Genomic DNA, 26,391 nt, shown 5'->3' with positions numbered 1-26,391 from the left:
AGAAAGAGGATGCTCGTTTAGAGCATCCTCTTTCTTTCGTTATTTGTTAATAAGTTGATAGCTCCTCTCGCCACAAATTTGTTACAATCTTCACAAATATTCCACATCCATTATCCATTCTCCGTACTATAATCATGTATGGAAAAGGAGATGAACACGATGACACAAAGCGCACCTGAATTTAAAGTTTTGCAAAGCATTGCATTTCTCGCTGTCGTTTTGCAAAGTTCCTTATTATATACGATGAATCAAGGAAATGTCTTACTTGAGCAATCCCTCATTATGGGCATGCTATTTAATCTTGCAAAATTCTCAGCACCAGCATTCATATTTATCGTTGGATTTCACTTAATTCGTCACTATACGAAGCAATTAGTATATAAAGAATATATTTCTGAAAAAGCGACACACTTACTCATTCCTTATTTCTTTTGGTCTATTCTTTACTTATTAACAACAAACGATCTTATTACGTTACAAAGTGGAATAAAAAGTTTATTACTCGGAACAGCCGCGCCCCATCTTTGGTACGTTATTATGATGTTCCAAATTCACTTATTGTTCCCTTTACTATGCACACTTTTTTATTGGTTTCAAAAACGAACAGAAAATAAAAAAGACATATATAAATATATGACCTTTTTCGCTTGCCTATATTTTCTATTAATGTGGTTCTCTTCTCACTATATTTTTAATGGAGAAAAATTAACAAGTTCAACAATTTTACATTATACAGATCGATCATTTCTATTCTACTCATTCTATTTCGTTATGGGCGGCATTGCCGCTGTAGCACTAAAAACTTGGCGGCTATTCGTCATGAAACATATCCCGCTTATAACAATATTATTTTTCATCTTATTTTTATTCATCAATTATGAGTTGTTTAGTTTTTACGGAGCAAACTCTATCCATTTAACTGTTTCTACCTATTTAAAACCATCTATGTTTTTATATATAGTATGCGAAATTATCATACTGTATGTGTTATCTATTATGATAGTACAGCGTCGTGGTTTCTTATATAAAACGTTACGTTTCATTGGAAATTACACGTATGGTGCTTATTTAGCTCATTTATTCTTCTTGCAACTATGCACAAAACTTCTTTCCTTATTCACGCTGCAAGAAAATACTATATTATATACCCTATTACTATTTGTGTTAACGGCCATTATCTCTATTTCAACAATGGTCATTTGTAGCACAATACCATTTCATACTTGGATTACAGGACCTTCTCCTACAACAAAGATGAAATGGACGAAGGTTGTATTCCGAAAAAATCATAAAAAACTATTCAAGCCATATATTTGATATAATAATACGCATATAAAAAGAAAGCGAGAGACACCTATGATTAATCAAGTTGGACAAATTATGCTATATGTAAATAACCAAGACGAAACAGTACAATTTTGGACAGAAAAAGTAGGGTTCCAAATCATTGCGGAAGAAAATAACGGAAATGGCTTCCGCTGGATTGAAATTGCACCGGCGAAAGAAGCAGGAACAAGCATCGTCCTTCACGATAAAGCGTTAATCGCGAAGATGCAACCTGAACTAAACCTAAATACACCTTCACTTATGTTCTTCTCAAATGACTTAGACCGTCTATATAAAGATCTTTCTGAGAAAAATGTCACAGTTGGACAGGTTGTAGATTTACCTACTGGTAGAGCATTCAACTTTGCTGATAATGAAAATAATTACTTTGCAGTAATGGAACGTAAATAAAAAATAAGCTATCCGAAAAAATCGGATAGCTTATTTCATTTTAAGAAACTTGTTCTGCATTCGTTTCTCTATGCTGTATATGACTCGTGATCCAAGCAATTCCACCGGCAACAACGAGGTAACATAACAATATTAAAATTTGCATTTGTAATTGTGACCAATCTCCTAAAGAGATAACATCTTGTAATCCTCTAAGAGAATGAGACATTGGGAGAAATTGTCCAATTTTACTAAGAACAGCTATATTTAATTCTCCTGGGAAAGTACCTCCGCTCGTCGCTAATTGCAGGACAAGAAGGGTTACCGCTAAGAACTTTCCAACCAGACCAAATACTGTTACTAGCATAAGAATAAATGTCATGAACGTAAAGGAAATAACAATACTTGATAAAACAAAGAGTGGCACACTTGCGACTTCTAATTTCATAACACCTAGCACAACTACATCTACGAGTAGCGCTTGAATAAGTCCAATTAAATATACCAATCCTAGTTTATTAATAAAATGTACCGTTCCGCTTACTTTCATATTTTGTCTGCGGCCAAGCGGTAAAATATTCGATGCCATAATTCCGCCAACATAAAATGCAAGCGATAAGAAATATGGCGCAATGCCTGAACCGTAGTTAGGAACGTCAGAAACTGTTGACTTCACTAACTGAACTGGCTCTGAGAACATCGTATTGCGTGCATCATCATTACGAATATCCGCTATCTTCTCTGCGCCCTCTCCTAATTTCCTAGAAAGTTCTTTCGCACCATCATCAAGTTTAACAAGTCCGTTCGTTAACTGATCAGCACCATGATTCAGCTCTGTTCCGCCACTCGCAAGTTGATTTACACCTTCTTGTAATGATGTAAATCCAGCTCCCCATTTCGTAAATCCACTAGCTAAATTTGTAGCACCATCTGCTATTTTTTTCGTTCCAGCAGTAGCTTCATTTAACTTAACTCCGAATGTATTCATACCTTCTTCAACCTTATGCTGACCATTTGCAAGCTTCTGCGCACCTTGTGTTAATTGTTGTTGGCTATTATTTAAAATACTTGTTGCTTTAGCTAGTCCATTAGACGTAGCAACAATTTTTTGAAAAGCGGGATCTTGCTGCACTTCTGGATGATTTTTCACGTACTCTTCTAATTGTTGTTTTACACTATTTGCCGCATTGTCCGCTTTCGCTTGCCCTTCAGCAAGTTTTTCATTTCCATTCACCCATTCATTTGTACCAGCACTTAATTCACTAATTCCTGATTGTAACGTTTTTTCACCTTGTGCTAGTAATTCCATACCACTATGAAGTGATGTCGCTCCTTGACTCAGCTCATTTGCTCCCCCGGTTAAAGCAGATTGACTGGATGCAAGCTTTTCACTTCCTTCTTTCAATTTCGATGTCCCATCACTTAAACGATCAATACCATTCGCAAGCTGATTCGCTCCATTTTTTGCATCGGTCGTTCCTTCATGTAACTTCTCAGCACCATTACTTGCATCACTCAATCCTTGTGCCAAATCTTGAAACTTTGAAAAGACACCTTCTGTATAAGATTTCGTAATACTGTTTGAGATTTTTGTTTTCATATTTTCAACAGCTGTCGTTCCAATTTGCGCTGCTACAAAGTTTTTACCCGGATTTACTTTGTACTGCAATTGTGCTGGTTCTGGTTTCTCATCCATAAGTGTACTTACCTTTTTAGAGAAATTTTCTGGAATCGTAACAACCATATAGTACTTATCTTCTTTTAGCCCTTCATCAGCATTTTTTTCTGATACAAAATGAAAAGCCAGTTCTTTATTCTCCTTTAAATTTTTTACAAAATCGTCTCCTGCATGAATTATTTTCTCATCCATCGCAGCACCTTTATCTAAATTCACAACCGCAACAGGTAATTTATCTAATTTTCCGTACGGATCCCAATATCCAGCTAAAAAGAATCCTGAATAAATTAACGGAACGATTAATAAAAAAATTAAAGCGATACGTCCATGTTTATGGTGCCACATCGCTTTCCAATCTTTAAATACAAGTTGAATTCCCTTCATGAAACATACTCCTTCTCCGAATTTAACACCATTAGAATGGTTTAACAGATTTACTATACACGTCACTTTCCATACTGTATAATACATCTTTAATTATTAATTCATTCCTTTTGGTCTATAGAAAGGAGACTCGAAATGGAACTGCTCCAGTTAAAATACTTTCAGACAGTGGCACGACTAGAACATATGACAAAGGCAGCTGAAGAATTGCATATCGCACAACCTTCACTCAGCAAAACAATAGCTAGACTCGAAAAGGATTTAGGCGTCCCTTTATTTGATCGCCAAGGCCGACAGATTACTTTAAATTCTTTCGGAAAAGTATTTTTAAAACGAGTAGAACGTATTTTTCATGAATTAAGCGAAGGGGAACGAGAAATTAAAGATTTAGCCGAATTACAACAAAGCTCTATTACACTAGCCGTTTCTATTCCGAGAATATTACCAGAACTACTTGGCTCTTTTTTACTAGAACATCCTAACGTTCGGTTCCAACAATTTCTTGCATCCACTCCTTCTATGAAACGACAACTAGATAATATAGAAATTGACTTTTGTATCTCCTCTGTGCCAATTGAAGGGGAAGAAATTGTTTGGGAACCACTTATTACAGAAGAAATTTTCTTAGTCGTCCCTTCAGGCCATCGTTTATCAGGCCGAGAAAATATCCACCTGCATGAAGTAAAGGACGAACCGTTTATTAGTATGAACACTGGCTATGGATTTCGGCACTTAACGGATGAATTTTGTAAAGAAGCTGGTTTCACTCCACATATTGCTTTTGAAGTCGATGAACCGACCGTGATTAGCGACCTCATTAAGCAAGGTCTCGGCATCGCTTTTGTTCCAAGTTTAACTTTATTAAAAAACTCTACTTTAGCATCGAGCAAGTTGCGTATTATTGAACCCACTTGTCAGCGAACCATCGGATTAAGTTGGTCAAAAAAACGCTACTTATCAAAAACAGCTCAGCAATTCCGTGAATTCGTGATTGACTACTTCTCTAATATTAGGACGTAAAATTATATGAACAAATAAAAGGTGCCACCCTCATATGGTGGCACCTTTTATTGTTCACTCTTTTTTAATTCCATTTCAGCTAAAAGTGGTAGTACGTTATCAAAAATATGCGTATTATTATTTTCACCTGTTACATATCCACCGTAATATCTACTAAATACGTTGTCATTTCGGAATGTGGCCATATGATCATACAATTCCTTCGCAAACTTTGTATCACCTGTTTGTAGTACGTACAAAATCGTTAGTCCATACGCGGCCGGCGATTCATAATTCACAGTTTGTTTTCCCGTTTCTAAATTGTAACGACCGTATAGCTTTCCATCCTCCTGGAACTTCTTTTTTATAAATTCCAAATAAGCAGCTGATGAAAGACCACCTAAACTTCGATGATATGCAACGTATGATTGGTCAATAAGATTCACTTCTTTATCGTACGTAAATGTACCATCTTCTTTATACTCTTTTGGGAATGCCCAGCCATGCCTTGGATAATCTGCTAAAAATTGAACGACTTCCTGATATTGCTGAGCAGAAACTTTGCCGTACTTCTTCATATAGGAGAATGCACGCGGATTTATGTATGATGTTGTTACAAAATTATTTTGTTTCCCTGTATCTGCATCATAATAATCAACATAATAATTATCTTTTTTATTATAACGAAGTACAGCATCACTTAATTGATCGGCAAGGTTTTTATAACGCTCTTCCTTATACATTTCATAAGCACGATATAATTGTTCTATAATACGAAGATCATCTATAAGTGCATTTGTAGCTGACTGTCTCTCTCCCTTTTCAGAGAGTTTCCATAAAACGATATGATTCTTATATATGAAATTATCTTGAATAACCTGTACTTGCTCATCAAATAACGCCTGATCATCTTTATCAAGTGTATACTGTAACCATAATCCCGCCGATTCTGATAAAGCTTCACGTCCCTTAGCTTCACCCGTACCTGCCTTAGTATCTACTAAACGATACGTGGCAAGTGTTCCATTGTCATTCACCATATGTCTTAAAATAAAATTTTCTGTACGGTTTCCTTGTAAAGCTGACCAAAATACAATTCCACCTAAAGCGATTAAGAAGATAACTCCAATCCCTATATATAAACGTTTCCGCAATCTTTTCACCTCCCTAGTAAGGCTAACCTTAATTTTATCAGAACATACATAAATTTAAAAAAGACAATCTATTAGATTGTCTCCCCCCATTTCTATCCCTCGCAAACCTCTTTAGAAGGTTTATATAGCGATTGTACAAGTCGATCATATTCACGACGTGTAATTTCTTTATTATATAGCTTCAATAATAAATCTCTATGCTCTTTTGAAAATGCCATCTTTTTAATGACTTCAGGATACATAAAACACCCTCTCCATTTCACATAAACTTCTTCATTCTAAAAACAGAACTTATGTTCGCATAAAAGATTATAAAAGATTCCTGAGCAAAAAACAAACAAAACATGACCAACTATTTATTTCTTTCTATTCAAAATATTACAACATTATATTATCATATTCACTTTTTAAATACATATATATTTTTGGTAGTTTTTTTGAATAAATCTTCCAATTCAATCAGAAAATAATGGCAAAAAAGAAGAGGAGTTTACATATGGATACGGTAACATTAGCAAGAGCATTTTTCGGTTCTTCATTAGCATTCCACATTATCTTTGCAACACTTGGGGTCGGACTTTCATTGATGATTTTTATAAGCGAAATACTCTATCACTGGAAGAAAGACTCCGACTATGCCATTATGGCGAAAAGATGGACAAAGGCGTTTGCTATTCTTCTCGGTGTAGCAATTCCAACTGGAACAATCGTTGGTGTGCAAATCTCACTTCTTTGGCCTGGTTTCGCCAAAATTGTTGGGCAAGTTATTTCTGTTCCCTTCCAAATTGAGATTTTCGCCTTCTTTTTGGAGGCTTTATTCATGTCGATTTACGTATATGCAGCCGATAAACTTCCTCCATTTATGAGATTAATATCGCTATTTTTCGTCATGCTTGGTGCCACGGCATCCGCCGTGCTTATTACATCAGCAAATACATGGATGAATACACCAGCAGGCTTTTCAATGAATCCAGATGGATCTGTTTTTAACGTTGATCCTTGGAAAGCTTTCTTTAATCCGAGTTTTGGTACAAGTGCATTCCATGTCGTTATTACGGCTTATGCAACTGGTGCGGCTGTCATTGCTTCTATCGCTGGATTTAAATTATTGAAGAAAAATTTAAGTACACGTGAAATTGCTTATCATAAAAAAGGGCTGCTATTAGGGCTTGTCGTTACATTTATTACAGGCGCTACGATGTGGCTTTCAGGACATGAATCAGCGATCGCCTTACATAAACACTCACCTGAAAAACTTGCATCTGCTGAAGCTTTATTTGAAACGACATCACACGCACCGCTATCCATTGGCGGAGTTGTGGATCCCAATACACTTGAACTAAACTATGCACTTGAAATTCCCAACATGCTTAGCTTATTAGTGGGACTAGACCCTAGCACTGTCGTAAAAGGTCTAAAGGAATTTCCCCAAGAAACATGGCCACCATTTTATACACATACACTATTCAACTTAATGGTCGGCACCGCTGCGTTTACCTTTGCAGTTGCAGCAATTGCGCTCTTATATTGGTACTTCGTTTACCGAAAAAAGGGAACAGAACTGCCAAAGTGGCTACTTTGGGGGGCTGCCGCATGCGGACCAATTATGATGCTCGGTATTGAATTCGGATGGATTTTCAGTTGTAGCGGTCGTCAACCATGGACAATTTATGGTATGCAACGTACCGTCGATGCATCTACACGCGCCGATTTCGTCGGTCCTTTATTTGTTTTGTTCATCATTTTATATATTGGACTCGCTATTTTAACAGTCATTGTTCTACGGACATTCTTTAGAAGACATCCATTAAAGAATGATTTACAACATCAAGGAGGCGATTCTCATGCATGAGGAAAGTATTGCAATCATCATCTTATGGGCCCTTATTTTCGTATACAGTATACTAGGGTCCATTGATTTTGGAGCTGGTTTTTGGGGCATGGTATACGCAAAACATCCGACGCTCGCTGCTAAACTTGCGAATCGGTACTTATCACCAACTTGGGAGGTAACAAATACGTTTCTCGTCTTCGTCGTTGTCGCATTTCTCGGCTTCTTTCCGAAAGCGGCCTTTACTCTTGCGACAGTAATGTTCGTACCAGTTATGTTAATTTTAGTGCTCGTTGCAGTACGTAGTACGTTTATGGTATTTGCTTACTCCTTGCCAAAATATCAATACCTTCTTCGGGTTATTTCAGGTATTACTGGTCTCTTAATTCCAGCACTATTAATTACCGTTTTACCCGTTACAGAGGGAGCCTATATTACAATGTCTGAAGGAAAAGAAGTACTCCTGTATGGAAAACTTCTTTCTAGCCCGGTTATCTACTGTTATATGCTTTTCGGACTAACGTCTGAACTATTTCTCTCCTCTCTCTTTCTTGCTGATTTTGCGAGAGAACAAAGTTCAGAAGATACGTATAGAATTTATAGAAGAAATGCTATCATTCTTGGTCCTGCAACGCTCGTTACAGCAATCATCGCCCTCGTTGTAATGGACCCAGAAACACATTGGCTTATGCAAGGATTAATAAAGCAATTCCCGTGGTTTACAGTTTCTATTGTTTTATTCGTTATCGGATACTCGTCCCTTTGGTGGACAAACAAAAAATACAATACACTAGGATACCCTCGCATTGCCGTTTTAGCTGTCGTCGCTCAATATGCATTTGCAAGCTACGCTTACGGCGTCGCGCATTTACCGTATATTATTTATCCTGACGTAACTGTATTTACAAGCTTCACAACGACAGAAACGTTCTATGCACTGCTCATTCTATACGCAATTGGGATTGCAATTTTATTACCAGGATTTATTTTCTTCTGGAATTTATTCTTGAAGGATCGTACTTTTTTGAAGGAAAAATAATATAGTCTTGGAGTCTGTCCCAAAAGGCATTTTGGAATAGACTCCTTTTGTCATGTTTTGTCGATAAGTCGATATATTTTAAAAATCGCTGATATATTTTGAGTTGCGCCGATATATCTCCATAATCGCTGATATATTTTAAGTTGCGCCGATATATTTCAATAATCGCTGATATATTTTAAGTTGCGCCGATATATTTCAATAATCGCTGATATATTTTAAGTTGCGCCAATATATCTCCATAATCGCCCATATAAATTTCATTTACTATTTTACTGCCCCAATAATTTATAGACTCCTCTCATAATAGTTATTTCACTATTCGTGACACTTGTCCTTTAGCTTGAAAAACACATATTCGCTTCATCTCGTTATACGTCTAGTTCTTCTTATTTTTTGCTGAATATACTACCAATATAAACTTGAGACAAGCTACATCTGTTCAAGGGAAAATAGAAAGGTAGGCAAAATATGAGCATTGAAATATGGATTACTATTATTGTATTCTTCTTAACGATGATCGTTATCTTTTGGCGGCCTCGAGGTTTGAATGAGGCGTGGCCAGCAGCAATCGGAGCTGGTATCATCATAATTACTGGACTTGTATCAAAACCAGACGTCATGGATATTATAAGTAAAATTGGCGGTGCTTCCATAACAATATTAGCGACCATCGTCATGGCAGTTATATTAGAAAGCTTCGGCTTCTTCCATTGGTCCGCAGCGAAACTAGCAAATCTAGCAAAGGGTTCTGGACGCCGTCTATACTGGTATATTCAATTATTATGTTTTCTTATGACTCTTTTATTTAATAACGACGGTAGTATTCTAATTACAACTCCCATTTTAATTCTTCTTCTAAAAAACCTTCAATTAAAACCACATCAACAAATTCCTTATTTATTAAGTGGCGCTTTAATCGCTACTGCATCTAGTGCACCAATTGGTGTAAGTAATATCGTAAACTTAATTGCATTAAATATCGTTAATATGACTCTTTATATGCATACTGCTATGATGTTTGTACCTGCAACATTAGGCTTATTATTTATGTCATGGCTCATGTATACAGTTTTGAAGAAAAAACTTCCGAAAAAATTACCTGTTTCTTCATATGATATTGAAGAAATTTTCTTCACGAAAAACTTCCATCCACTAAAAGGAAATAATTCTGTTGATACGAAACAAAAACGGACAAGATTCATGTTAAAAGTATTAGGTTTCGTCTTCCTGATGCGCTGTCTTCTATTCGTTGCATCCTTCTTATCCATCCCAATTGAAATCGTTGCAGTACTTGGTTCACTCGTTCTTCTCATTTGGAGATGGTACTACTTACGAACAAACCCTGTCGACATTTTGAAAAAGACACCGTGGCACATTTTAATTTTCGCCTTCTCTATGTACGTCATTATTTACGGACTCCACAACGCAGGATTAACAGCTGCACTTGTACAATGGCTCGAGCCAATTGTGAATCAGCATCTACTCTATGCTAGCTTTGCAATGGGCGGACTTGTATCCATCCTCTCTAACGTCTTCAATAACCATCCTGCCCTTATGATTGGTACAATCACATTAACAGAAATGGGACTAGATCCAGTCACATTAAAAACAATCTATCTTGCAAACATCATTGGTAGTGACATCGGTTCACTATTACTACCAATTGGTACACTAGCTTCACTCATTTGGATGTATATTCTGAAACAAAACAAAATTAAAGTAAAATGGAAAGACTATTTAAGTGTATCCCTTATCGTTATCCCGCTCACAACAGTCGTCACACTATTCCTCTTATTCTACTGGGTACATCTCTTCTTTGCCTTATAAACAACAGAAGCCCCATTTGCTACCGTCTTAGCAAATGGGGCTTCTTCTATAATAAAGTTAGGTACTACAGTGTGATCAATCAAGTAAAGAGGTGTAACATGTTATTGATATAAATGACTACCAGCTTCTTTAAATTCTTCTGCTTTCTCTTTCATTCCTTTTTCAATTGCTTCTGTCGTTTCTAAATCATTTTCTTTTGCATACTCACGAATATCATGCGAAATTCTCATACTACAAAACTTCGGCCCACACATTGAACAGAAGTGAGCTGTCTTTGCCCCTTCTGCAGGCAACGTTTCATCATGATATTCCATTGCACGTTCAGGATCTAAAGATAAATTAAATTGATCGCGCCAACGGAATTCGAAGCGTGCTTTTGAAAGTGCATCATCACGCTGATGAGCCGTTTTATGTCCTTTCGCAAGATCAGCCGCATGCGCTGCAATTTTATACGTAATAACACCCGTGCGTACATCATCTTTGTTTGGCAAACCTAAATGTTCTTTCGGCGTTACATAACAAAGCATCGCTGTTCCAAACCAGCCAATCATAGCAGCTCCAATTGCAGATGTAATATGGTCATAACCTGGTGCAATATCTGTCGTTAGCGGCCCAAGTGTGTAAAACGGCGCGCCCTGACAAATATCAAGCTCTTTCTCCATATTCTCTTTAATTAAGTGCATCGGTACGTGTCCAGGTCCTTCAATCATAACTTGCACATCATGTTTCCAAGCAATCTTCGTTAATTCGCCAAGTGTTTCAAGCTCAGAAAACTGTGCTTCGTCATTTGCATCTGCAATAGACCCTGGACGTAATCCATCTCCAAGAGAGAACGAAACATCGTACTGCTTCATAATTTCACAAATCTCTTCAAAGTGAGTATATAGGAAGTTTTCTTTATGATGGAATAGACACCACTGCGCCATAATCGAACCACCGCGCGAAACGATACCTGTCGTACGCTTTGCCGTGATTGGAATGTAACGAAGCAATACACCAGCGTGAATTGTAAAGTAATCAACGCCTTGCTCCGCCTGCTCAATTAACGTATCACGATATACTTCCCACGTTAAATCTTCTGCAATTCCGTTTACTTTTTCCAGCGCTTGATAGATCGGTACAGTTCCAACTGGTACAGGCGCGTTACGAATAATCCACTCACGCGTCGTATGAATATTTTTACCTGTAGATAAATCCATAATCGTATCTGCACCCCAGCGAGTAGCCCACGTCATCTTCTCTACTTCTTCTGCAATCGAAGAAGATACAGCTGAGTTTCCGATATTCGCGTTTACCTTCACATGGAAGTTACGACCGATGATCATCGGTTCAGCTTCTGGATGATTGATATTCGCTGGTAAAATAGCGCGGCCTTCTGCGATTTCCTTACGAACAAACTCCGGCTCTACCCCTTCACGAATCGCAACATATTCCATCTCAGAAGTAATAATGCCATTACGTGCATAGTGCATTTGCGTAACGTTTGCACCTTGCTTTGCTCTAAGTGGCTGGCGATCCATTTGCGGGAAAACAGGTGTATGTTTCGAAGCCACTTTCACACCGTCATCCTCTGGTTTCACTTCACGCCCTTCGTATGCTTCTACATCACCACGCCCCATAATCCAAGAGTGGCGCGGCGTTGGAATCCCCTTTTCTAACTCCACTTTATACTCAGGATCCGTATAAGGGCCGCTCGTATCATACACACGAATTGGCGGATTTGGAACGCCATTCGTTTTGCTTTGTTCAATCTCACGCATCGGTACTTTCATGCCTTCTCGTGGCCCATCCACATATACTTTCTTACTCCCTGGTAAACTCGATTTCAATTCAATTTGCTCAGCTGAAACAGATTGTTTCATAATTTTTTTTGCCCCCCTGTACGTGACAAGGACGAGATATGGCCAGCGTATGCCAAAATAAAAAGAGCCAGGTCCATAAAAAAATAAGGACCTGGCTCATAAAAGACATCATTATGTAAAGCCGTTAACTTCCCTACGCTGGTACGAGCCAGATCAGGTCCAAAGGGTTAAGAAGTTCACGCGCTTCTCTCTCAGCCTACGCATACGTTAGGCACCCCTAGTTTATCACTGATTTAATTTTCAATACTTTCCCATCATACACCATAATCTGAAAAATTCAAAGCTTATTTCTTTTGCTCTTTACGGAATCATCCACGTTAAATAATACGCCTGCACATACGTCATAATACCAACAATAATTACGAAGAATAAGCTATGCTTCACTGTAAAACGGAACAAATCCGATTCTTTTCCAGCAAGACCAACCGCTGCACAAGCGATCGCAATCGACTGTGGGGAAATCATTTTACCTGTTACACCGCCTGTTGTATTTGCTGCAACGAGAAGCACTTCAGATACGCCGACTTGCTGCGCTGTAATGGCTTGTAAATTTGAGAACAGTGCATTCGCAGACGTATCAGACCCTGTTAGGAATACGCCAATCCAGCCTAAGAATGGTGAGAAGAACGGGAATAGGCCGCCAGTTCCGGCTAATGCTAACGCTAACGTGGAAGATAGACCAGAATAGTTTGCGATAAATGCAAACCCTAGTACGAATCCGATAGATAGAATTGGCATTTTTAATTCGCTTAACGTTTCTTTAAATGTCACTACTGCATCTTTTACATTCATTTTCAAAATAAACATGGAAATGATACACGCAATTAAAATCGCTGTTCCGGTTGCCGATAATACATCAAACTTCAAAATTGCCTCGTAAGGCGTTGGTTTATTTACAATTGGCTCTGCTTTCATTACTAGATTATGCAGACCTGGAATTTCAAACTTAAATACAAGACTTTCTAAAGCCCCTCCTGGAGTGAATAATGCCTTAAAGAAACTTTGGCTCCAAATGACTACCATAACCGTTAATACGATAAATGGGGACCATGCCTTCACTACTTTTCCAAACGTTAATTTCGGCATCGATGCCGCTGTCGTTGTTGCTGCTACTTCACTATTTGCTTGCCCAGATTGATAAATTTCTTTCGGCTGCCAAACTTTTAAGAACAGCGCTAAACTAATTAAACTTACAAGTGCCGATGTAATATCCGGAAGTTCTGGTCCTAAAAATGTCGCTGTAATGAACTGCGTAATTGCAAATGAACTACCCGCTACAAGTAACGCAGGCCACGTTTGTCGTATCCCCTTAAATCCATCCATTAAAAATACGATAAAGAATGGCACAAATAATGATAGGAACGGTAATTGATGCCCAGCCATTTGTCCAATTTTATGTGGATCAATACCTGTTACTTGTCCAGCAACTGTAATCGGAATTCCCATCGCTCCGAACGCCACTGGTGCAGTATTTGCAATCAAACAAAGACCTGCTGCGTATAAAGGATTTAACCCAAGCCCCGCAAGAAGTGCTGCTGTAATCGCTACTGGTGCCCCAAATCCTGCCGCTCCTTCTAAAAATGCTCCAAATGAAAATCCAATTAAAATAACGAGTAGACGATGATCGTTCGTAATCGATAATACCGATGCACGAATCACATCGAATTGACCTGTTTTCACAGAAATTTTATATAAAAATACCGACATAATGATAATCCAAGCAATTGGCCATAATCCGTATAAGAAACCATATCCGGTCGCTGCCATTGCCATCGTGAACGGCATTTTATAAGCGAATAACGCTACTAAAACTGTAAGTACAACTGTAATAAATCCTGCCACATACCCTTTCATGCGGAAAACTGCTAAAGCTAAGAAAAAAAAGATAATCGGAATAAGTGCTACCGCTGCCGAAATCCAAATGTTTCCGAATGGATCATAAACTTGTGTCCATGTGTTCATTGTTCTCTCCCCCTAAAGAATCCCCTTTTAAATAGAATAACCTCATCAATAGACTATCAGGTCATCATACCTTTAAGTCTAAAATAAAAAAACGTTTAAGAAAACGCTTTCAACAACTTTCATTTATACTGTACCATAACAATTTCTATTAAAAAAGATTTTTTTGAAAATTTTATTATTTAATAGAAAATCTTACAAAATCGTCACGTTCTTGTAATGTTCATCGATAGGAAGTTTGCCAAAATCATTGCATAATAATAGTATAACAACAGAAATTATTTATGAGGTGATATATATGAACGGAAATAAAATATTAGCTGCGTTATCATACTTTAGTGTACTATTTGCCCCTATCTTATTCCCTATTATCGTTTGGATTGTAGGAGACGCTGAAACAAAACCACATGCAAAACGTGCTCTATGGACACACATCATTCCAAGTATCGCTACATTCATTGGCGTAACTATTTTAGGAATTATGGGTCTTGGATCTGATCAACCAGATGTAACACTTGGAATTGGATCAATGATTGTCTTAGCTATTTGCGGAATCATCAGCTTATACTACTTCATCTGGAACATTGTAAAAGGAATTAAAGTGCTGAAAGCTTAATTTTAAACAAATGTTTGTTTAAAAAGGGCCCCTTGCAAATTGCAAGGGGCCCTTTTCCTAATTCGTTCACTTTATCTTCTGCGTTTCTTCTTTTTTCTCATCATTTTCTTTCGGCGTGTATTCACTTTATCCGCTATAATGTGGAGCGTACTTGCCACAACAATTCCCATTAAGAATGTTACAATTTCAACCTCATGTTTCTGCGCAATTTCTATTAAATTACCATCCAATGCGATTACATTTAATAGTAATAAAAATGGAGAAAAGACAATTAACATGTACGCAATACGAATCACATCACCAAGTATAATCGTATGCGTAAAGAAAGATCGATGTGGCATTACTTTCTTATAAGGATACCAAAATATACGTAAGAAACCCCATTTGTTATAAGCATTACTGTACGTATCTAAATCTGGTGTTAAAAATGAAGTACCTACTAAAAAACCAATTGCAAAAGTTAATAAAAAATCAAAATTTGTTAATCCATACGAAAAGAGCAAAAACAAAACAACCGGAAGGGATATTAAGTTTATTTTCGTATGCGTTCTTCCTGATGGCATAATGCACTTCCTCGCTTACGTTCGTCCTGTCACCTCATGACAGATTTCACCTATTGACCTAATTTCTGATCGATAAATGTTGTGTCTATATCCGAACCAAACCATTCTGCCAACTTCACTCGTGCCTTATCTTTCACATCTTCATTGACGTATAACGACACCTGTATTAGTGCGGCCGTTAACGCCCCTAAATCATCCGTATAGCCAATTCCAGCAATGAAATCTGGAATCGCATCAATCGGTGCAATAAAATAAGCAAGTGCTCCAATTACAATAATTTTCACTCGTTTTGGAACATCGGGTCTTTGCAAAACGTAAAACAGTAATAAACTTGCATAAATGACCGACTGCCCTGCTTGCTTTGCAACATGTTTTACTTTCTTCCAAAACGCTTCAACTGAAAATTTTTGTTTCATGTAAAAAGCCTCCCTATTTTTAAAAAGAAATAAGCTACAATATGTTATCAGTAAAAGTTCATGGAAATTACACAAAACCTATCAATGAACTTCCATTGTAACAAACAAACTAAAAAAGAACAAGTGTTCGTTAATTTTCACACAATTTCCTTCATATAATAGATTTCTAGATAACCCTTACCCATCTTCGTTTCTTATTTCTCAACAAAGAAAATTTTCACTTCCACTTAACATTCTGCTCTACCTTTGTTATATTTTCTAGTTGACGGACATATAAACGAATGTTAAAGTTTTCTCTGGTAGTGACAAATCTTATACAAAAAATGTAAAATGTTATAGTGTTTCTCAGAAATGAATTTTGTTGTATAATACAGAAATGACGTTATGCTTATGAGCAACAAAAGAAACCAAAAGGGTATGCATAGTTATAGTCGTATATGGGTGAATATAGAACCTTTAATTATGGCCAAGAAAACTATGTATTTTTTATTTTAGCATTTTTCGCTCCAAAATCGACCAAGCCTGATAGAGAAAGGGTGGAAATGAATGAAAGAAACCTTGAAATCACAATTTCAAAATGTGCGTTTCACTGTATTCGTAGCTTTAGCCTTATGGCTGAAAACTTACCTTATTACACGCACAAGCTTTGACTTAAAACTTGAATCTTTCATGCAAGAATTCATTTTATTCCTTAGCCCATTAGCAGCATCATTACTGCTTGTTGGTCTTGCATTATTTGCAAAAGGGAAAAAACGTAACTATATAGCACTTGGAATTAATTTTGTCTTAACAATCGTTCTTGTTGGTAACGTAATGTTCTACGGATTCTACAATGACTTCGTTACATTACCGGTGCTAGGACAAACATCTAACTTCGGAAGTTTAGGTTCTAGTGTGAAAGAATTATTTAACTACAAAATTATCCTTGCATTTGCAGACATTATCATATTCTTCGTTCTATTGAAGAAAATGAAGAACTTTGCACCTACAGAGCGTGTAGCACGCCCGATGCGTTCTCTATACTTCGTATCAACAGTTGCTATTTTCTTCGCAAACTTAGGACTTGCAGAAGCTGAACGCCCAGAACTATTAACACGTTCATTCGACCGCGTTATGCTTGTTAAAAACTTAGGATTATATGTACACCAAGTATACGATCTTGGCTTACAAGCAAAATCAAGTTCACAAAAAGCATTCGCTGACGGTAGTAAATTACAAGAAACAGAGAACTACGTAAAAACAACACAAAGTAAACCAGATCCAAATATGTTCGGTACTGCAAAAGGGAAAAACGTAATTGTTGTCTCTCTTGAGTCATTACAAACATTCTTAATTGGTGCAACAGTTAACGGACAAGAAGTTACACCATTCTTAAACCAATTTACGAAAGAAAGTTATTACTTTGATAACTTCTTCCATCAAACAGGTCAAGGTAAAACATCTGATGCTGAATTCCTAGTAGATACTTCGTTATATCCACTAGACCGTGGTGCTGTATTCTTCACACACGGTAACAATGAATATACAGCAACTCCAGAAATTTTACGTCAGCAAGGGTATCACACGTCGGTATTCCACGCAAACAACGCAACATTCTGGAACCGTAACATTATGTATCCAGCACTTGGTTATGATCGTTACTACAACGAGCTTGATTACAAGATTACGCCAGAAACAAAATTAAATTGGGGATTAAAAGATATCGAATACTTCGATCAATCTATTGATATGTTAAAACAAGTGAAGCAACCATTCTATACTCGCTTCCTTACTTTAACGAATCATTACCCATTCACTTACGATGACAGTACAAAATTAATCGATGAATACAATTCTGGTGATGGAGTATTTGACCGTTACATGGTAACTGCTCGTTACTTAGACGAAGCAATGAAACACTTTATTGAGCGTCTAAAAGCAGAAGGTATTTACGACAACTCAGTAATCGTATTCTACGGTGACCACTACGGTATTTCTGAAAACCATAACCGTGCAATGGCACAGTTCTTAGGAAAAGAAGAAATCACTGCATTTGACCATATGAACTTACAAAAAACACCGATGTTTATTCACGTTCCAGGTCAAAAAGAAGGTAAAACAATTTCGAAACCAACTGGTGAAATTGACATTAAACCAACTATTCTAAACTTACTTGGTGTAGATTCTACAAATGACGTTCGATTCGGTCATGATGTATTCTCACCTGATAATAAAGGATTCGTTGTTCTTCGTGACGGTAGCTTCGTTACAGATAAATACATGTACACAAACAGTACATTCTATGACCGTGCTACTGGCGAAGTTGTACAATTACCGAAAGAAGAATCCCAACCACTAATTGATCGCGCCCAAAATGAATTGAACATGTCTGATAAAATCATTGAAGGTGACTTACTTCGCTTCTCTGAAAGTAATAAGATCAAAACTGGTGAAGTAAAAACAGTTATTAAAGAAGAAAAGAAGAGCGCTGAGTAATCTCAGCCTCTTTTTTTATTTTCTTCCATACAACTACTTATATTCATTAACTTTAAAATTACATAACCTTTACCAAATATTCACATAGTGTTAATGAAGAATCTCTATAATAAAATATGTAAACGAGGTTCTACATATTTCTTATCTCTCATCTTTCGTAAGATCCCTTAAAGAAGTGTGTAAATCTTTTGTTTCTACTTTCTTATAATTGTCTTTCAACATGTTTTGTTTCCATACACAAAACATTCAACGAGACAATGTCCCTATGAAAGATAGCTACCCTCCTTGTGCAGCATTCCATAAGAATGTTGCTTTTTTTTATTTAAAAGCAGGATTCTCATTCTTATTTTCGAATTTGTATATACAAAATGCTGTAAAGTGAAACTTTAATCAGCCCTCACCAATCGGGCAGCTACGGGCAGTTATTCGCCCAATTCACTTCTTTGCTCCACCCGAATTTTTAAGTAGGAGTTTTACTGCCCGTTAATACGGGGTAAACCATCCTTACTTCTCTATGATTTACAAATACATATACGGTCATATGTAGAGAATTGCTTACATAAAAATTACTATAGTGATTTTTATCTCGCATGAATGAAAGTTTCACGTTACTTACGTACTTACGAAAGGATGGGACGGAAATTGGCATACGAAAAATTTGTACTTTGGAATGATGAAGTTATTGATACAACAAAACAACAAACGTACATAGAACTTGAAGAGAGAGGTTCGCAGTTCGGAGATGGTGTCTACGAGGTTATTCGCCTATATAAAGGGAACTTTCACTTATTAGATCCGCACATAACGAGATTATATCGATCCATGGAAGAAGTAGAATTATCGCTCCCTTTCTCAAAAGCTGAGCTCATCACTTTACTTTACAAATTAATTGAACGAAATCATTTCCATGAAGATGGCACAATTTATTTGCAAGTATCTCGTGGTGTACAAGCTCGCACACATGTATTTTCATATGACACCCCTCCGACAATTTATGCCTATATTACAAAAAAAGAAAGACCAGCCTTATGGATTGAATATGGTATACGCGCTATATCAGAACCCGATACTCGATGGCTACGCTGTGACATTAAATCATTAAATTTATTACCAAACGTACTAGCTGCTACGAAAGCTGAACGAAAAGGCTGTAAAGAGGCACTTCTCGTAAGGAATGGTATTGTAACGGAAGGAAGCCATTCCAACTTCTTTTTAATTAAAAACGGAACTCTTTACACACATCCAGCCAATCACCTTATTTTAAATGGCATTATTCGTCAATATGTCCTTTCTTTAGCGAATACTCTTCACATACCTGTACAGGAAGAACTTTTCAGCGTTCGTGACGTTTATCAAGCAGATGAATGCTTTTTTACAGGCACAACGATTGAAATTTTACCAATGACCCACCTTGATGGAACCGCGATTCAAGATGGGCAAGTTGGGCCTATCACCAAAAAACTGCAAAAATCATTTAATCAAATCTTGTTACAATCCAATATGGCATCTTCTTAAACCCGAATAATTTCTGTCCTTTCACATTCAATATATGCATTTAAATGGAAATCAAGGTGTAAATTTATGCCTTGATTTTTTCTTGTAATCTTTTTGTCATATTCAGATTCCCACATAAGCCTTGACAGTAATCGACATGCTCTTTAGAATTTTTAACAGTTGGTAAATATTTCTTCACTACATTACAGACAGAAAGGAATCGACAAATTATGAAAAAGTATCTTGCCGGTCTTGCGGCAGTGTCTGTAGCAGGAGGAGCAGCACCTACACTTGATAGTGTTCAAGCTGCACCTGAACAAAATACACAAAAAGCTGCTACAACTGTCCAAGCTTCTGCGTCAAACAACTCATCTTATACGGTAAACGCGAGCGTCTTACATGTTCGTGCGGGATCAAGCACTTCTCACGACATCATCTCACGCGTTTATAACGGTCAATCACTAAACGTGATTGGCGAAGAAAATGGTTGGTTCAAAATTAACATTAACGGAAAAACAGGCTTTGTTAGTGGCGAATTTGTATCAAAAAGTGGAGCAGCAAACAACAATGTAAGCACAGGTGGAAACAATAAAGTTACCGCTGATGTATTACGTGTACGTACAGCTCCTAACACTTCTAGTTCTGTTTCTGGACGTGTATATGCAGGACAAACATTAAACGTAATTGGACAAGAAAATGGTTGGGTGAAAATTAACCATAATGGACAAGTAGGTTATGTAAGTGGCGAATTCGTATCTGGCGTTTCTTCTACTGGGGGTTCTTCAAACAACAATACGAATAATAACAACCAAGAAGTAAAACCAGCAAGCGGAAACTATACAGTAAATGTATCTTCCCTTCGTGTTCGTACAGGTCCTAGCACTTCTCACACAACTGTAGGTTCTGTTACAAAAGGGCAAGTAGTACAAGTTGTTGGCGAAGTTCAAGATTGGTTCAAAATCAATTACGCAGGACAAACTGCTTATATAAGCAAAGACTACGTAACAAAAGGCGGTTCTAACGAAAACGTTACAGAAGGCAACAAACAAGAGCAAAACAATAATGGAACTATTCAAACTGGCGGTTCTTATGTAGTTAACGCTACATCTTTACGTGTTCGTACAGGCCCTGCCGCTTACCATAGTGTAATTGGTGGCGTTTTAAACGGTACAACATTAAACGTAGTTGGATCTGAAAACGGTTGGTTTAAGGTAAATTACCAAGGAAAAACAGGCTTTGTTAGTAGCGAATTTGTAAAATTCGTTAAAGGTGGCACTACTACTCCTGAGCAACCAAAACAACCTGAAAAACCTAACCAAGGTGCAATTGGCGACTATTACATTAATGCTTCTGCACTAAATGTACGTAGCGGCGAAGGTACAAATTATAGAATCATAGGCGCACTTCCACAAGGTCAGAAGGTTCAAGTAATCTCTGAAAACTCTGGATGGAGCAAAATTAACTACAACGGTCAAACTGGTTATATCGGAACACGTTACCTATCTAAAACACCAGTTGGAGGCGCAGTAGATAATAAGCCTAACAATAACCAAAATAACAATCAAAACAATAACAATAATAATACGGGCAATAATAGCGGCGACAGTTCTTCCGTACTTGCATATGCAAAATCAATGCAAGGTGTACCATACGTTTGGGGCGGAACTTCTGCTAACGGTGTTGACTGCAGTGGTTACATCTACCACGTATTTAAGAAATTTGGTCATAACATTAGCCGCCAAAGTGTTGCAGGATATTGGAGTAGCCTACCAAAAACTTCAAGTCCACAACCTGGTGACTTAATTTATTTCCAAAACACTTATAAATCTGGTCCTTCTCACATGGGTATCTACCTTGGGGGCGGATCATTTATCCAAGCTGGAGATAAAGGTGTAGCAATCGCTTCATTAAGTAACTCTTATTGGAAGAGCCACTTCTTAGGATACACGAAAGCACCTTAATTAATAGTTTCAAAGCCTTCTAGTTTACTAGAAGGCTTTTTTGCTATGAGTTCAACATATTACTCCCTTTCTCCTACCTTCTCTCTACAAAAATAATGTATCCATTCTTCCATTTCATACACTTTATTCTGCAAAAACAATGCATAACGTTATCATAATGTATATATTCCCATAAAAAACATAACCTATTTCATGTCTATTTATTTCATATGTGTTTTTTTGAAGAATTTTCTTTTTATTTAAACTTTTCATTAGACGTTTGACCTCCGATGTCCATTATGATAAGTTACTTAAGATGTTATATTCGTAAACGTATAGACAACTGGTTTATACACTGTTTTTACTATGAGGAAGGAGCATACACTGCATGAATCTTTTATGGGGAATTGGCGGCGTGATTGGAGTATTAGCAATTGCATTCTTACTATCTTCCAACCGCAAAGCTATTAATTGGCGCACAATTTTAATCGCGCTAGCATTACAAATGTCATTTTCATTTATCGTATTACGATGGGATGCTGGTAAAGCAGGTTTAAAACACGCTGCTGACGGTGTTCAAGGATTAATTAATTTTTCTTACGAGGGAATTAAGTTCGTTGCTGGGGATTTAGTCAACGCAAAAGGACCTTGGGGATTTGTATTCTTTATTCAAGCACTACTTCCAATCGTATTTATTAGTTCATTAGTAGCAATCTTATATCATTTTGGTATTATGCAGAAATTTGTTAGCGTCGTTGGTGGTGCATTAAGTAAACTTCTTGGAACTTCTAAAGCAGAAAGCTTAAACTCAGTAACGACTGTATTTTTAGGACAAACTGAAGCTCCAATCTTAATTAAACCTTACTTAGCACGCTTAACAAATAGTGAATTCTTCACTATTATGGTAAGCGGTATGACAGCTGTTGCTGGATCTGTTCTTGTCGGCTATGCAGCAATGGGTATTCCGTTAGAGCACTTATTAGCAGCTGCAATAATGGCAGCTCCATCAAGCTTATTAATTGCGAAACTCATTATGCCAGAGACAGAAAAAGTAGATAATAACGTTGAACTTTCTACAGAACGTGAAGACGCAAACGTTATCGATGCAGCTGCACGCGGTGCATCTGAAGGTATGCAACTTGTTATTAACGTAGCAGCAATGTTAATGGCTTTCATCGCATTAATCGCTTTATTAAATGGATTATTAGGATGGGTTGGTTCTCTGTTCGATATTAAACTTAGCCTTGATTTAATCTTCGGTTACTTATTATCACCATTTGCAATCTTAATCGGGGTTTCTCCTGGTGAAGCTGTACAAGCAGCAAGCTTTATCGGTCAAAAACTTGCAATCAACGAATTCGTTGCATACGCAAACTTAGGACCACACATGGCAGAGTTCTCTGACAAAACAAATCTAATTTTAACATTTGCAATCTGTGGATTCGCAAACTTCTCTTCTATCGCAATTCAATTAGGTGTAACAGGAACGTTAGCTCCTACTCGCCGTAAACAAATTGCACAATTAGGGATTAAAGCAGTTATCGCTGGTACATTAGCGAACTTCTTAAATGCAGCAGTTGCAGGTATGATGTTCCTATAAACTTATATAGAGTCTTCTCTTTCTACAAGAGGAGACTTTTTTCATGCAATCCAAGCGTCTTTTATGCATCTATTAATCACCTTATGCCAAATATAAGAACATTATGATACAATAATGTTTAAGTCTTTTTATTTTTCTAATGAAAATAGCGATACTACTTATCGTTGCCCTTCAAAAGAATGTAACGACATGGTCAATTTCTTAATAATTGTGCATACTACAAGTATCTATTGATGAAATAGCTTTAAGGAGGAAAGTTTTGTGAAAGATAAGTTCTATAAAATCCTCTCTATGTGGATTCTACAAATTGTATTTTATTTTACTACTGTACATGTGACGAATTATGAGCATGCGCTCATTTTTACAATAATATACGTAATCGTAAATGTACTATTCTTATTTTTAGCTGACAAAACAGCATTTATTTTCTTCATACTAGGAACCATTATTTCCGTATTTTATTTGTTTTATGAAGCATGGCTTCATTTATGGAGTACATCAGATCAATGGCAATATATGATTACCCATTTCCTGATGGCAGCTAACTTCTTCATTGTATACATAACAACTCACCTATTGAAAAAAGTTATTCATGAAAATAAAACTTTGACTGAGCGTGTGAGAACGTTGGAACAATATATTGGAGAATCAAAATTACTAACAAGACAAGAATTCGAGAGACGCCAAGCTTTATTAACGACTGCAATGAATCGTCGTAATGAAACAGGCATTATTGTTTACTTTGATTTCACTTCCTTTAGTAAATATACGAAGGAAAGTGTTATGGACCGTGTAGCTTCCTTATTAGTTGAAACGGTAAGGAATGATTTTGACCTTGCTGCTGAATATGATAATAATACGCTAGTTATTTTATTACAAAACACAAATGAAGCTGGTGCTGATATTGTAATGAACCGCCTAAAGCCAAAAATGGAGCAATGGCTTGCTGCTGAAGCAATCCGAGATATAAAAATTTCACGCGAGCACATTGGAAACAAAGGACAGACACTGTTATGATGACTCTCGTTATACTTCTTTTATTCCTTCTGTTTTGCGTACTCGTTTTTTGGATTAGTATCACATTTTCAATTAAATATGTACTGATTTTTACGGCCTTTCTATTCTCTGGCTTACTCGTTTACTACTCTTTCTTAACAATTGCGGGCTTAATTCATCGAAATAGCAAACGAAAAGATCGTACGCTAGAACATTATCCGAGCGTCGATATTTTCATACCTGCCCATAATGAAGGCGTCGTTATTAAAGATACTTTAGAGGCGATGGCGAAGATTGAATATCCTGGAAAGCTAACTATTTATTTATTAAATGATAACTCTCAAGATGAAACACCTGAAATCGGCGATGATTTCGACAAAGCTTATGCTCATATTCGCCATATTCGTGTTTCCCCCGGTGAACCGAAGGGTAAATCACGTGTACTAAACTATGGGCTTAGTATTTCAGATGGTGAATACTTCTGTGTGTACGATGCAGATAACCAACCTGAACCACACGCACTGCGAATGCTTGTAGAGCACGCTGAAACAACTGAAGATGCTGTTGGAGCTGTTGGACATGTTCGTACAGTAAACGAAAAGCGAAACTGGCTGACGCGAATGATTTCACTGGAATTTCAAATCTTCCAGCTCCTTATGCAATCTGGACGCTGGTTACTATTCCAAACAGGCTCACTGACAGGAACAAATATGCTTCTTCGTCGCTCCGCACTAGAAGAGCTTGGTGGCTATGACCCTTATGCAATTGCAGAAGATGCTGAATTAACATTAAGAATTACACAAAAAGGTTATCTCTTACCAATCGTCCCAGAATCAGTTACTTGGGAACAAGAACCAGAGCATTTAAAAATTCTTATTAAACAACGTACACGTTGGCTCCAAGGGAATTTATACATTTTAGAAAAAATGTTCTCGTCATTAAGTTTCTTTAAAGGAAAGCTGCTTGTTCATTCCTTACAACAAGTTCTAGTGTATGTTGTATTTTGGCTATTCCTAATCATTTCAAACGTTTGGTTTGTAATTGGGCTACTCGGGATATTCCAAATTCAATATAGCATTCCGCTACTATTTATGTGGTATGTCGCATATATTACATATGTTTCTCAATTATTTAGTGCCCAGAGTGTTGAACGAACCTTTACACCGACTAATATTTTCATTAGCGTTATTATGTACTTTACGTACGCACAGCTCTTTACGTACTTATTTATTCGTAGCTTAATCTTATACTTACGTGCAAAGAGCAAGAAACAAGTCATTGGCTGGGATAAGACAGTTCGATTCAAAAAAGATAAATAATAACAATAAGCACAGAGCGCCGTATGCTCTGTGCTTATTTATTGCCGTATAAATTATATATCAGACAATACCCCTTAGCTGAAAGTAATTTCACGTCCATCCCCCAACGAACGATCGACCTTCATTTATATACGAAAAAGTGATTGCTATTTTTGTAGAACCAATTGCTTCTCTTGCTGTTCTTTGCGCGTTTCAGTCTTAGGTTCCGTGCTTTCTTGGACACTACGATGTGCCACACGTTTCAAACAAATATGCTTCCACTTTCTTTCGTAACGTTTCATTATTCTAGATGTCCCCCTTGAATGCGCTTTAAAACTATTTGAAATCGCTTACAGGAAATAATATAGCACATATATATAAACGTGACAACACATTTCCGACATATTTTTGACAAAAATACGAATAGAATTCGTAAGGTATCGAATATTGTCGAAACCTATCGTTTTTTCTTCGTATAAAAGGCATACTACTTATATGGTAAAGTATTTTATTTCCCCTACCCGCATTTCAAATTCCTTCT

The 26,391-nt window shown here is 37.0% G+C and carries 20 protein-coding genes and 1 riboswitch; of the genes, 13 read left to right on the top strand and 7 right to left on the bottom strand.

Going from position 1 to position 26,391, the window contains the following annotated elements:
* Positions 1-159: 159 nt before the first annotated feature.
* Positions 160-1,317, top strand: a complete 1,158-nt coding sequence (locus tag ACTFP3_RS19280) for an acyltransferase (RefSeq protein ID WP_000194344.1) — start codon at positions 160-162, stop codon at positions 1,315-1,317.
* A gap of 39 nt (positions 1,318-1,356) precedes the next feature.
* Positions 1,357-1,737 carry a VOC family protein gene (locus tag ACTFP3_RS19275; protein WP_000610162.1) on the top strand — a complete coding sequence of 127 codons (381 nt, stop codon included), beginning with the start codon at positions 1,357-1,359 and terminating at the stop codon, positions 1,735-1,737.
* Positions 1,738-1,777: 40 nt separating this feature from the next.
* Here the strand turns inward: ACTFP3_RS19275 and ACTFP3_RS19270 are convergent, their stop codons facing one another.
* Positions 1,778-3,778 (bottom strand): YhgE/Pip domain-containing protein, encoded by a 2,001-nt coding sequence (locus tag ACTFP3_RS19270; protein WP_326035778.1) that lies wholly within the window; start codon positions 3,776-3,778, stop codon positions 1,778-1,780.
* 135 nt (positions 3,779-3,913) lie between these two features.
* On the opposite strand from ACTFP3_RS19270, the gene ACTFP3_RS19265 reads away from it, so the two are divergent.
* On the top strand, positions 3,914-4,798 hold the full coding sequence (locus tag ACTFP3_RS19265; protein ID WP_000421926.1) for a LysR family transcriptional regulator: 885 nt from the start codon (positions 3,914-3,916) through the stop codon (positions 4,796-4,798).
* Positions 4,799-4,845: 47 nt separating this feature from the next.
* Here ACTFP3_RS19265 and ACTFP3_RS19260 read toward each other — a convergent pair whose 3' ends face one another.
* Together ACTFP3_RS19260 and ACTFP3_RS19255 are read right to left on the bottom strand one after the other, a co-directional pair.
* Complete coding sequence (locus ACTFP3_RS19260; RefSeq protein ID WP_326035776.1) at positions 4,846-5,931, bottom strand: transcriptional regulator; 1,086 nt, start codon at positions 5,929-5,931, stop codon at positions 4,846-4,848.
* 92 nt (positions 5,932-6,023) lie between these two features.
* Complete coding sequence (locus tag ACTFP3_RS19255; protein ID WP_000283179.1) at positions 6,024-6,173, bottom strand: hypothetical protein; 150 nt, start codon at positions 6,171-6,173, stop codon at positions 6,024-6,026.
* Between the two features lie 254 nt (positions 6,174-6,427).
* On the opposite strand from ACTFP3_RS19255, the gene cydA reads away from it, so the two are divergent.
* From cydA to ACTFP3_RS19240, 3 genes are all read left to right on the top strand, one after another.
* Positions 6,428-7,783 carry a cytochrome ubiquinol oxidase subunit I gene (gene cydA, locus ACTFP3_RS19250; protein ID WP_000381978.1) on the top strand — a complete coding sequence of 452 codons (1,356 nt, stop codon included), beginning with the start codon at positions 6,428-6,430 and terminating at the stop codon, positions 7,781-7,783.
* Positions 7,776-8,801, top strand: coding sequence for a cytochrome d ubiquinol oxidase subunit II (locus ACTFP3_RS19245; protein ID WP_000544187.1), 1,026 nt, complete (start codon positions 7,776-7,778; stop codon positions 8,799-8,801). The genes cydA and ACTFP3_RS19245 overlap by 8 nt, the downstream gene beginning before the upstream one ends.
* A 471-nt stretch (positions 8,802-9,272) precedes the next feature.
* Complete coding sequence (locus tag ACTFP3_RS19240) at positions 9,273-10,631, top strand: arsenic transporter (protein WP_000021123.1); 1,359 nt, start codon at positions 9,273-9,275, stop codon at positions 10,629-10,631.
* A 101-nt stretch (positions 10,632-10,732) separates the two neighbouring features.
* On the opposite strand, the gene thiC is transcribed toward ACTFP3_RS19240, so the two are convergent.
* The gene (gene thiC / locus ACTFP3_RS19235) at positions 10,733-12,493 is read right to left on the bottom strand and encodes a phosphomethylpyrimidine synthase ThiC (RefSeq protein WP_088344053.1); all 1,761 of its coding nucleotides are present in this window, start codon (positions 12,491-12,493) and stop codon (positions 10,733-10,735) included.
* A 113-nt stretch (positions 12,494-12,606) separates the two neighbouring features.
* Positions 12,607-12,722, bottom strand: a riboswitch (TPP riboswitch).
* A gap of 71 nt (positions 12,723-12,793) precedes the next feature.
* Positions 12,794-14,455 (bottom strand): L-lactate permease, encoded by a 1,662-nt coding sequence (gene lldP, locus ACTFP3_RS19230; protein ID WP_086412803.1) that lies wholly within the window; start codon positions 14,453-14,455, stop codon positions 12,794-12,796.
* Positions 14,456-14,750: 295 nt separating this feature from the next.
* Here lldP and ACTFP3_RS19225 point away from each other — a divergent pair, with 295 nt between their 5' ends.
* Positions 14,751-15,068, top strand: coding sequence for a DUF4870 domain-containing protein (locus tag ACTFP3_RS19225; protein ID WP_001014099.1), 318 nt, complete (start codon positions 14,751-14,753; stop codon positions 15,066-15,068).
* Between the two features lie 71 nt (positions 15,069-15,139).
* Here the strand turns inward: ACTFP3_RS19225 and ACTFP3_RS19220 are convergent, their stop codons facing one another.
* Both ACTFP3_RS19220 and ACTFP3_RS19215 read right to left on the bottom strand, forming a co-directional pair.
* Positions 15,140-15,631 (bottom strand): metal-binding protein, encoded by a 492-nt coding sequence (locus tag ACTFP3_RS19220; RefSeq protein ID WP_001139061.1) that lies wholly within the window; start codon positions 15,629-15,631, stop codon positions 15,140-15,142.
* A 50-nt stretch (positions 15,632-15,681) separates the two neighbouring features.
* The gene (locus ACTFP3_RS19215) at positions 15,682-16,047 is read right to left on the bottom strand and encodes a YkvA family protein (RefSeq protein WP_000810369.1); all 366 of its coding nucleotides are present in this window, start codon (positions 16,045-16,047) and stop codon (positions 15,682-15,684) included.
* A gap of 546 nt (positions 16,048-16,593) precedes the next feature.
* On the opposite strand from ACTFP3_RS19215, the gene ACTFP3_RS19210 reads away from it, so the two are divergent.
* The 6 genes from ACTFP3_RS19210 (at position 16,594) to ACTFP3_RS19185 (ending at position 25,871) form a co-directional block, all read left to right on the top strand.
* Positions 16,594-18,522, top strand: coding sequence for an LTA synthase family protein (locus ACTFP3_RS19210; RefSeq protein WP_000665350.1), 1,929 nt, complete (start codon positions 16,594-16,596; stop codon positions 18,520-18,522).
* Between the two features lie 630 nt (positions 18,523-19,152).
* Positions 19,153-20,037 (top strand): D-amino-acid transaminase, encoded by an 885-nt coding sequence (locus ACTFP3_RS19205; protein ID WP_080120341.1) that lies wholly within the window; start codon positions 19,153-19,155, stop codon positions 20,035-20,037.
* Between the two features lie 209 nt (positions 20,038-20,246).
* The gene (locus ACTFP3_RS19200) at positions 20,247-21,977 is read left to right on the top strand and encodes a C40 family peptidase (RefSeq protein ID WP_061113488.1); all 1,731 of its coding nucleotides are present in this window, start codon (positions 20,247-20,249) and stop codon (positions 21,975-21,977) included.
* Positions 21,978-22,344: 367 nt separating this feature from the next.
* The gene (locus ACTFP3_RS19195) at positions 22,345-23,556 is read left to right on the top strand and encodes a NupC/NupG family nucleoside CNT transporter (RefSeq protein ID WP_001051019.1); all 1,212 of its coding nucleotides are present in this window, start codon (positions 22,345-22,347) and stop codon (positions 23,554-23,556) included.
* Positions 23,557-23,817: 261 nt separating this feature from the next.
* Positions 23,818-24,573, top strand: coding sequence for a dGTP triphosphohydrolase (locus tag ACTFP3_RS19190; RefSeq protein ID WP_285000349.1), 756 nt, complete (start codon positions 23,818-23,820; stop codon positions 24,571-24,573).
* Positions 24,570-25,871 (top strand): glycosyltransferase family 2 protein, encoded by a 1,302-nt coding sequence (locus ACTFP3_RS19185; protein ID WP_440011001.1) that lies wholly within the window; start codon positions 24,570-24,572, stop codon positions 25,869-25,871. The genes ACTFP3_RS19190 and ACTFP3_RS19185 overlap by 4 nt, the downstream gene beginning before the upstream one ends.
* Positions 25,872-26,391 lie beyond the last annotated feature (520 nt).

This window comes from Bacillus cereus group sp. MYBK5-2 (assembly GCF_051915685.1).
Classification (GTDB): Bacteria; Bacillota; Bacilli; order Bacillales; family Bacillaceae_G; genus Bacillus_A; species Bacillus_A cereus.
The sequence above is the reverse complement of the archived record's forward strand: the minus strand, read 5'-3'. Positions and strand labels throughout refer to the sequence as shown.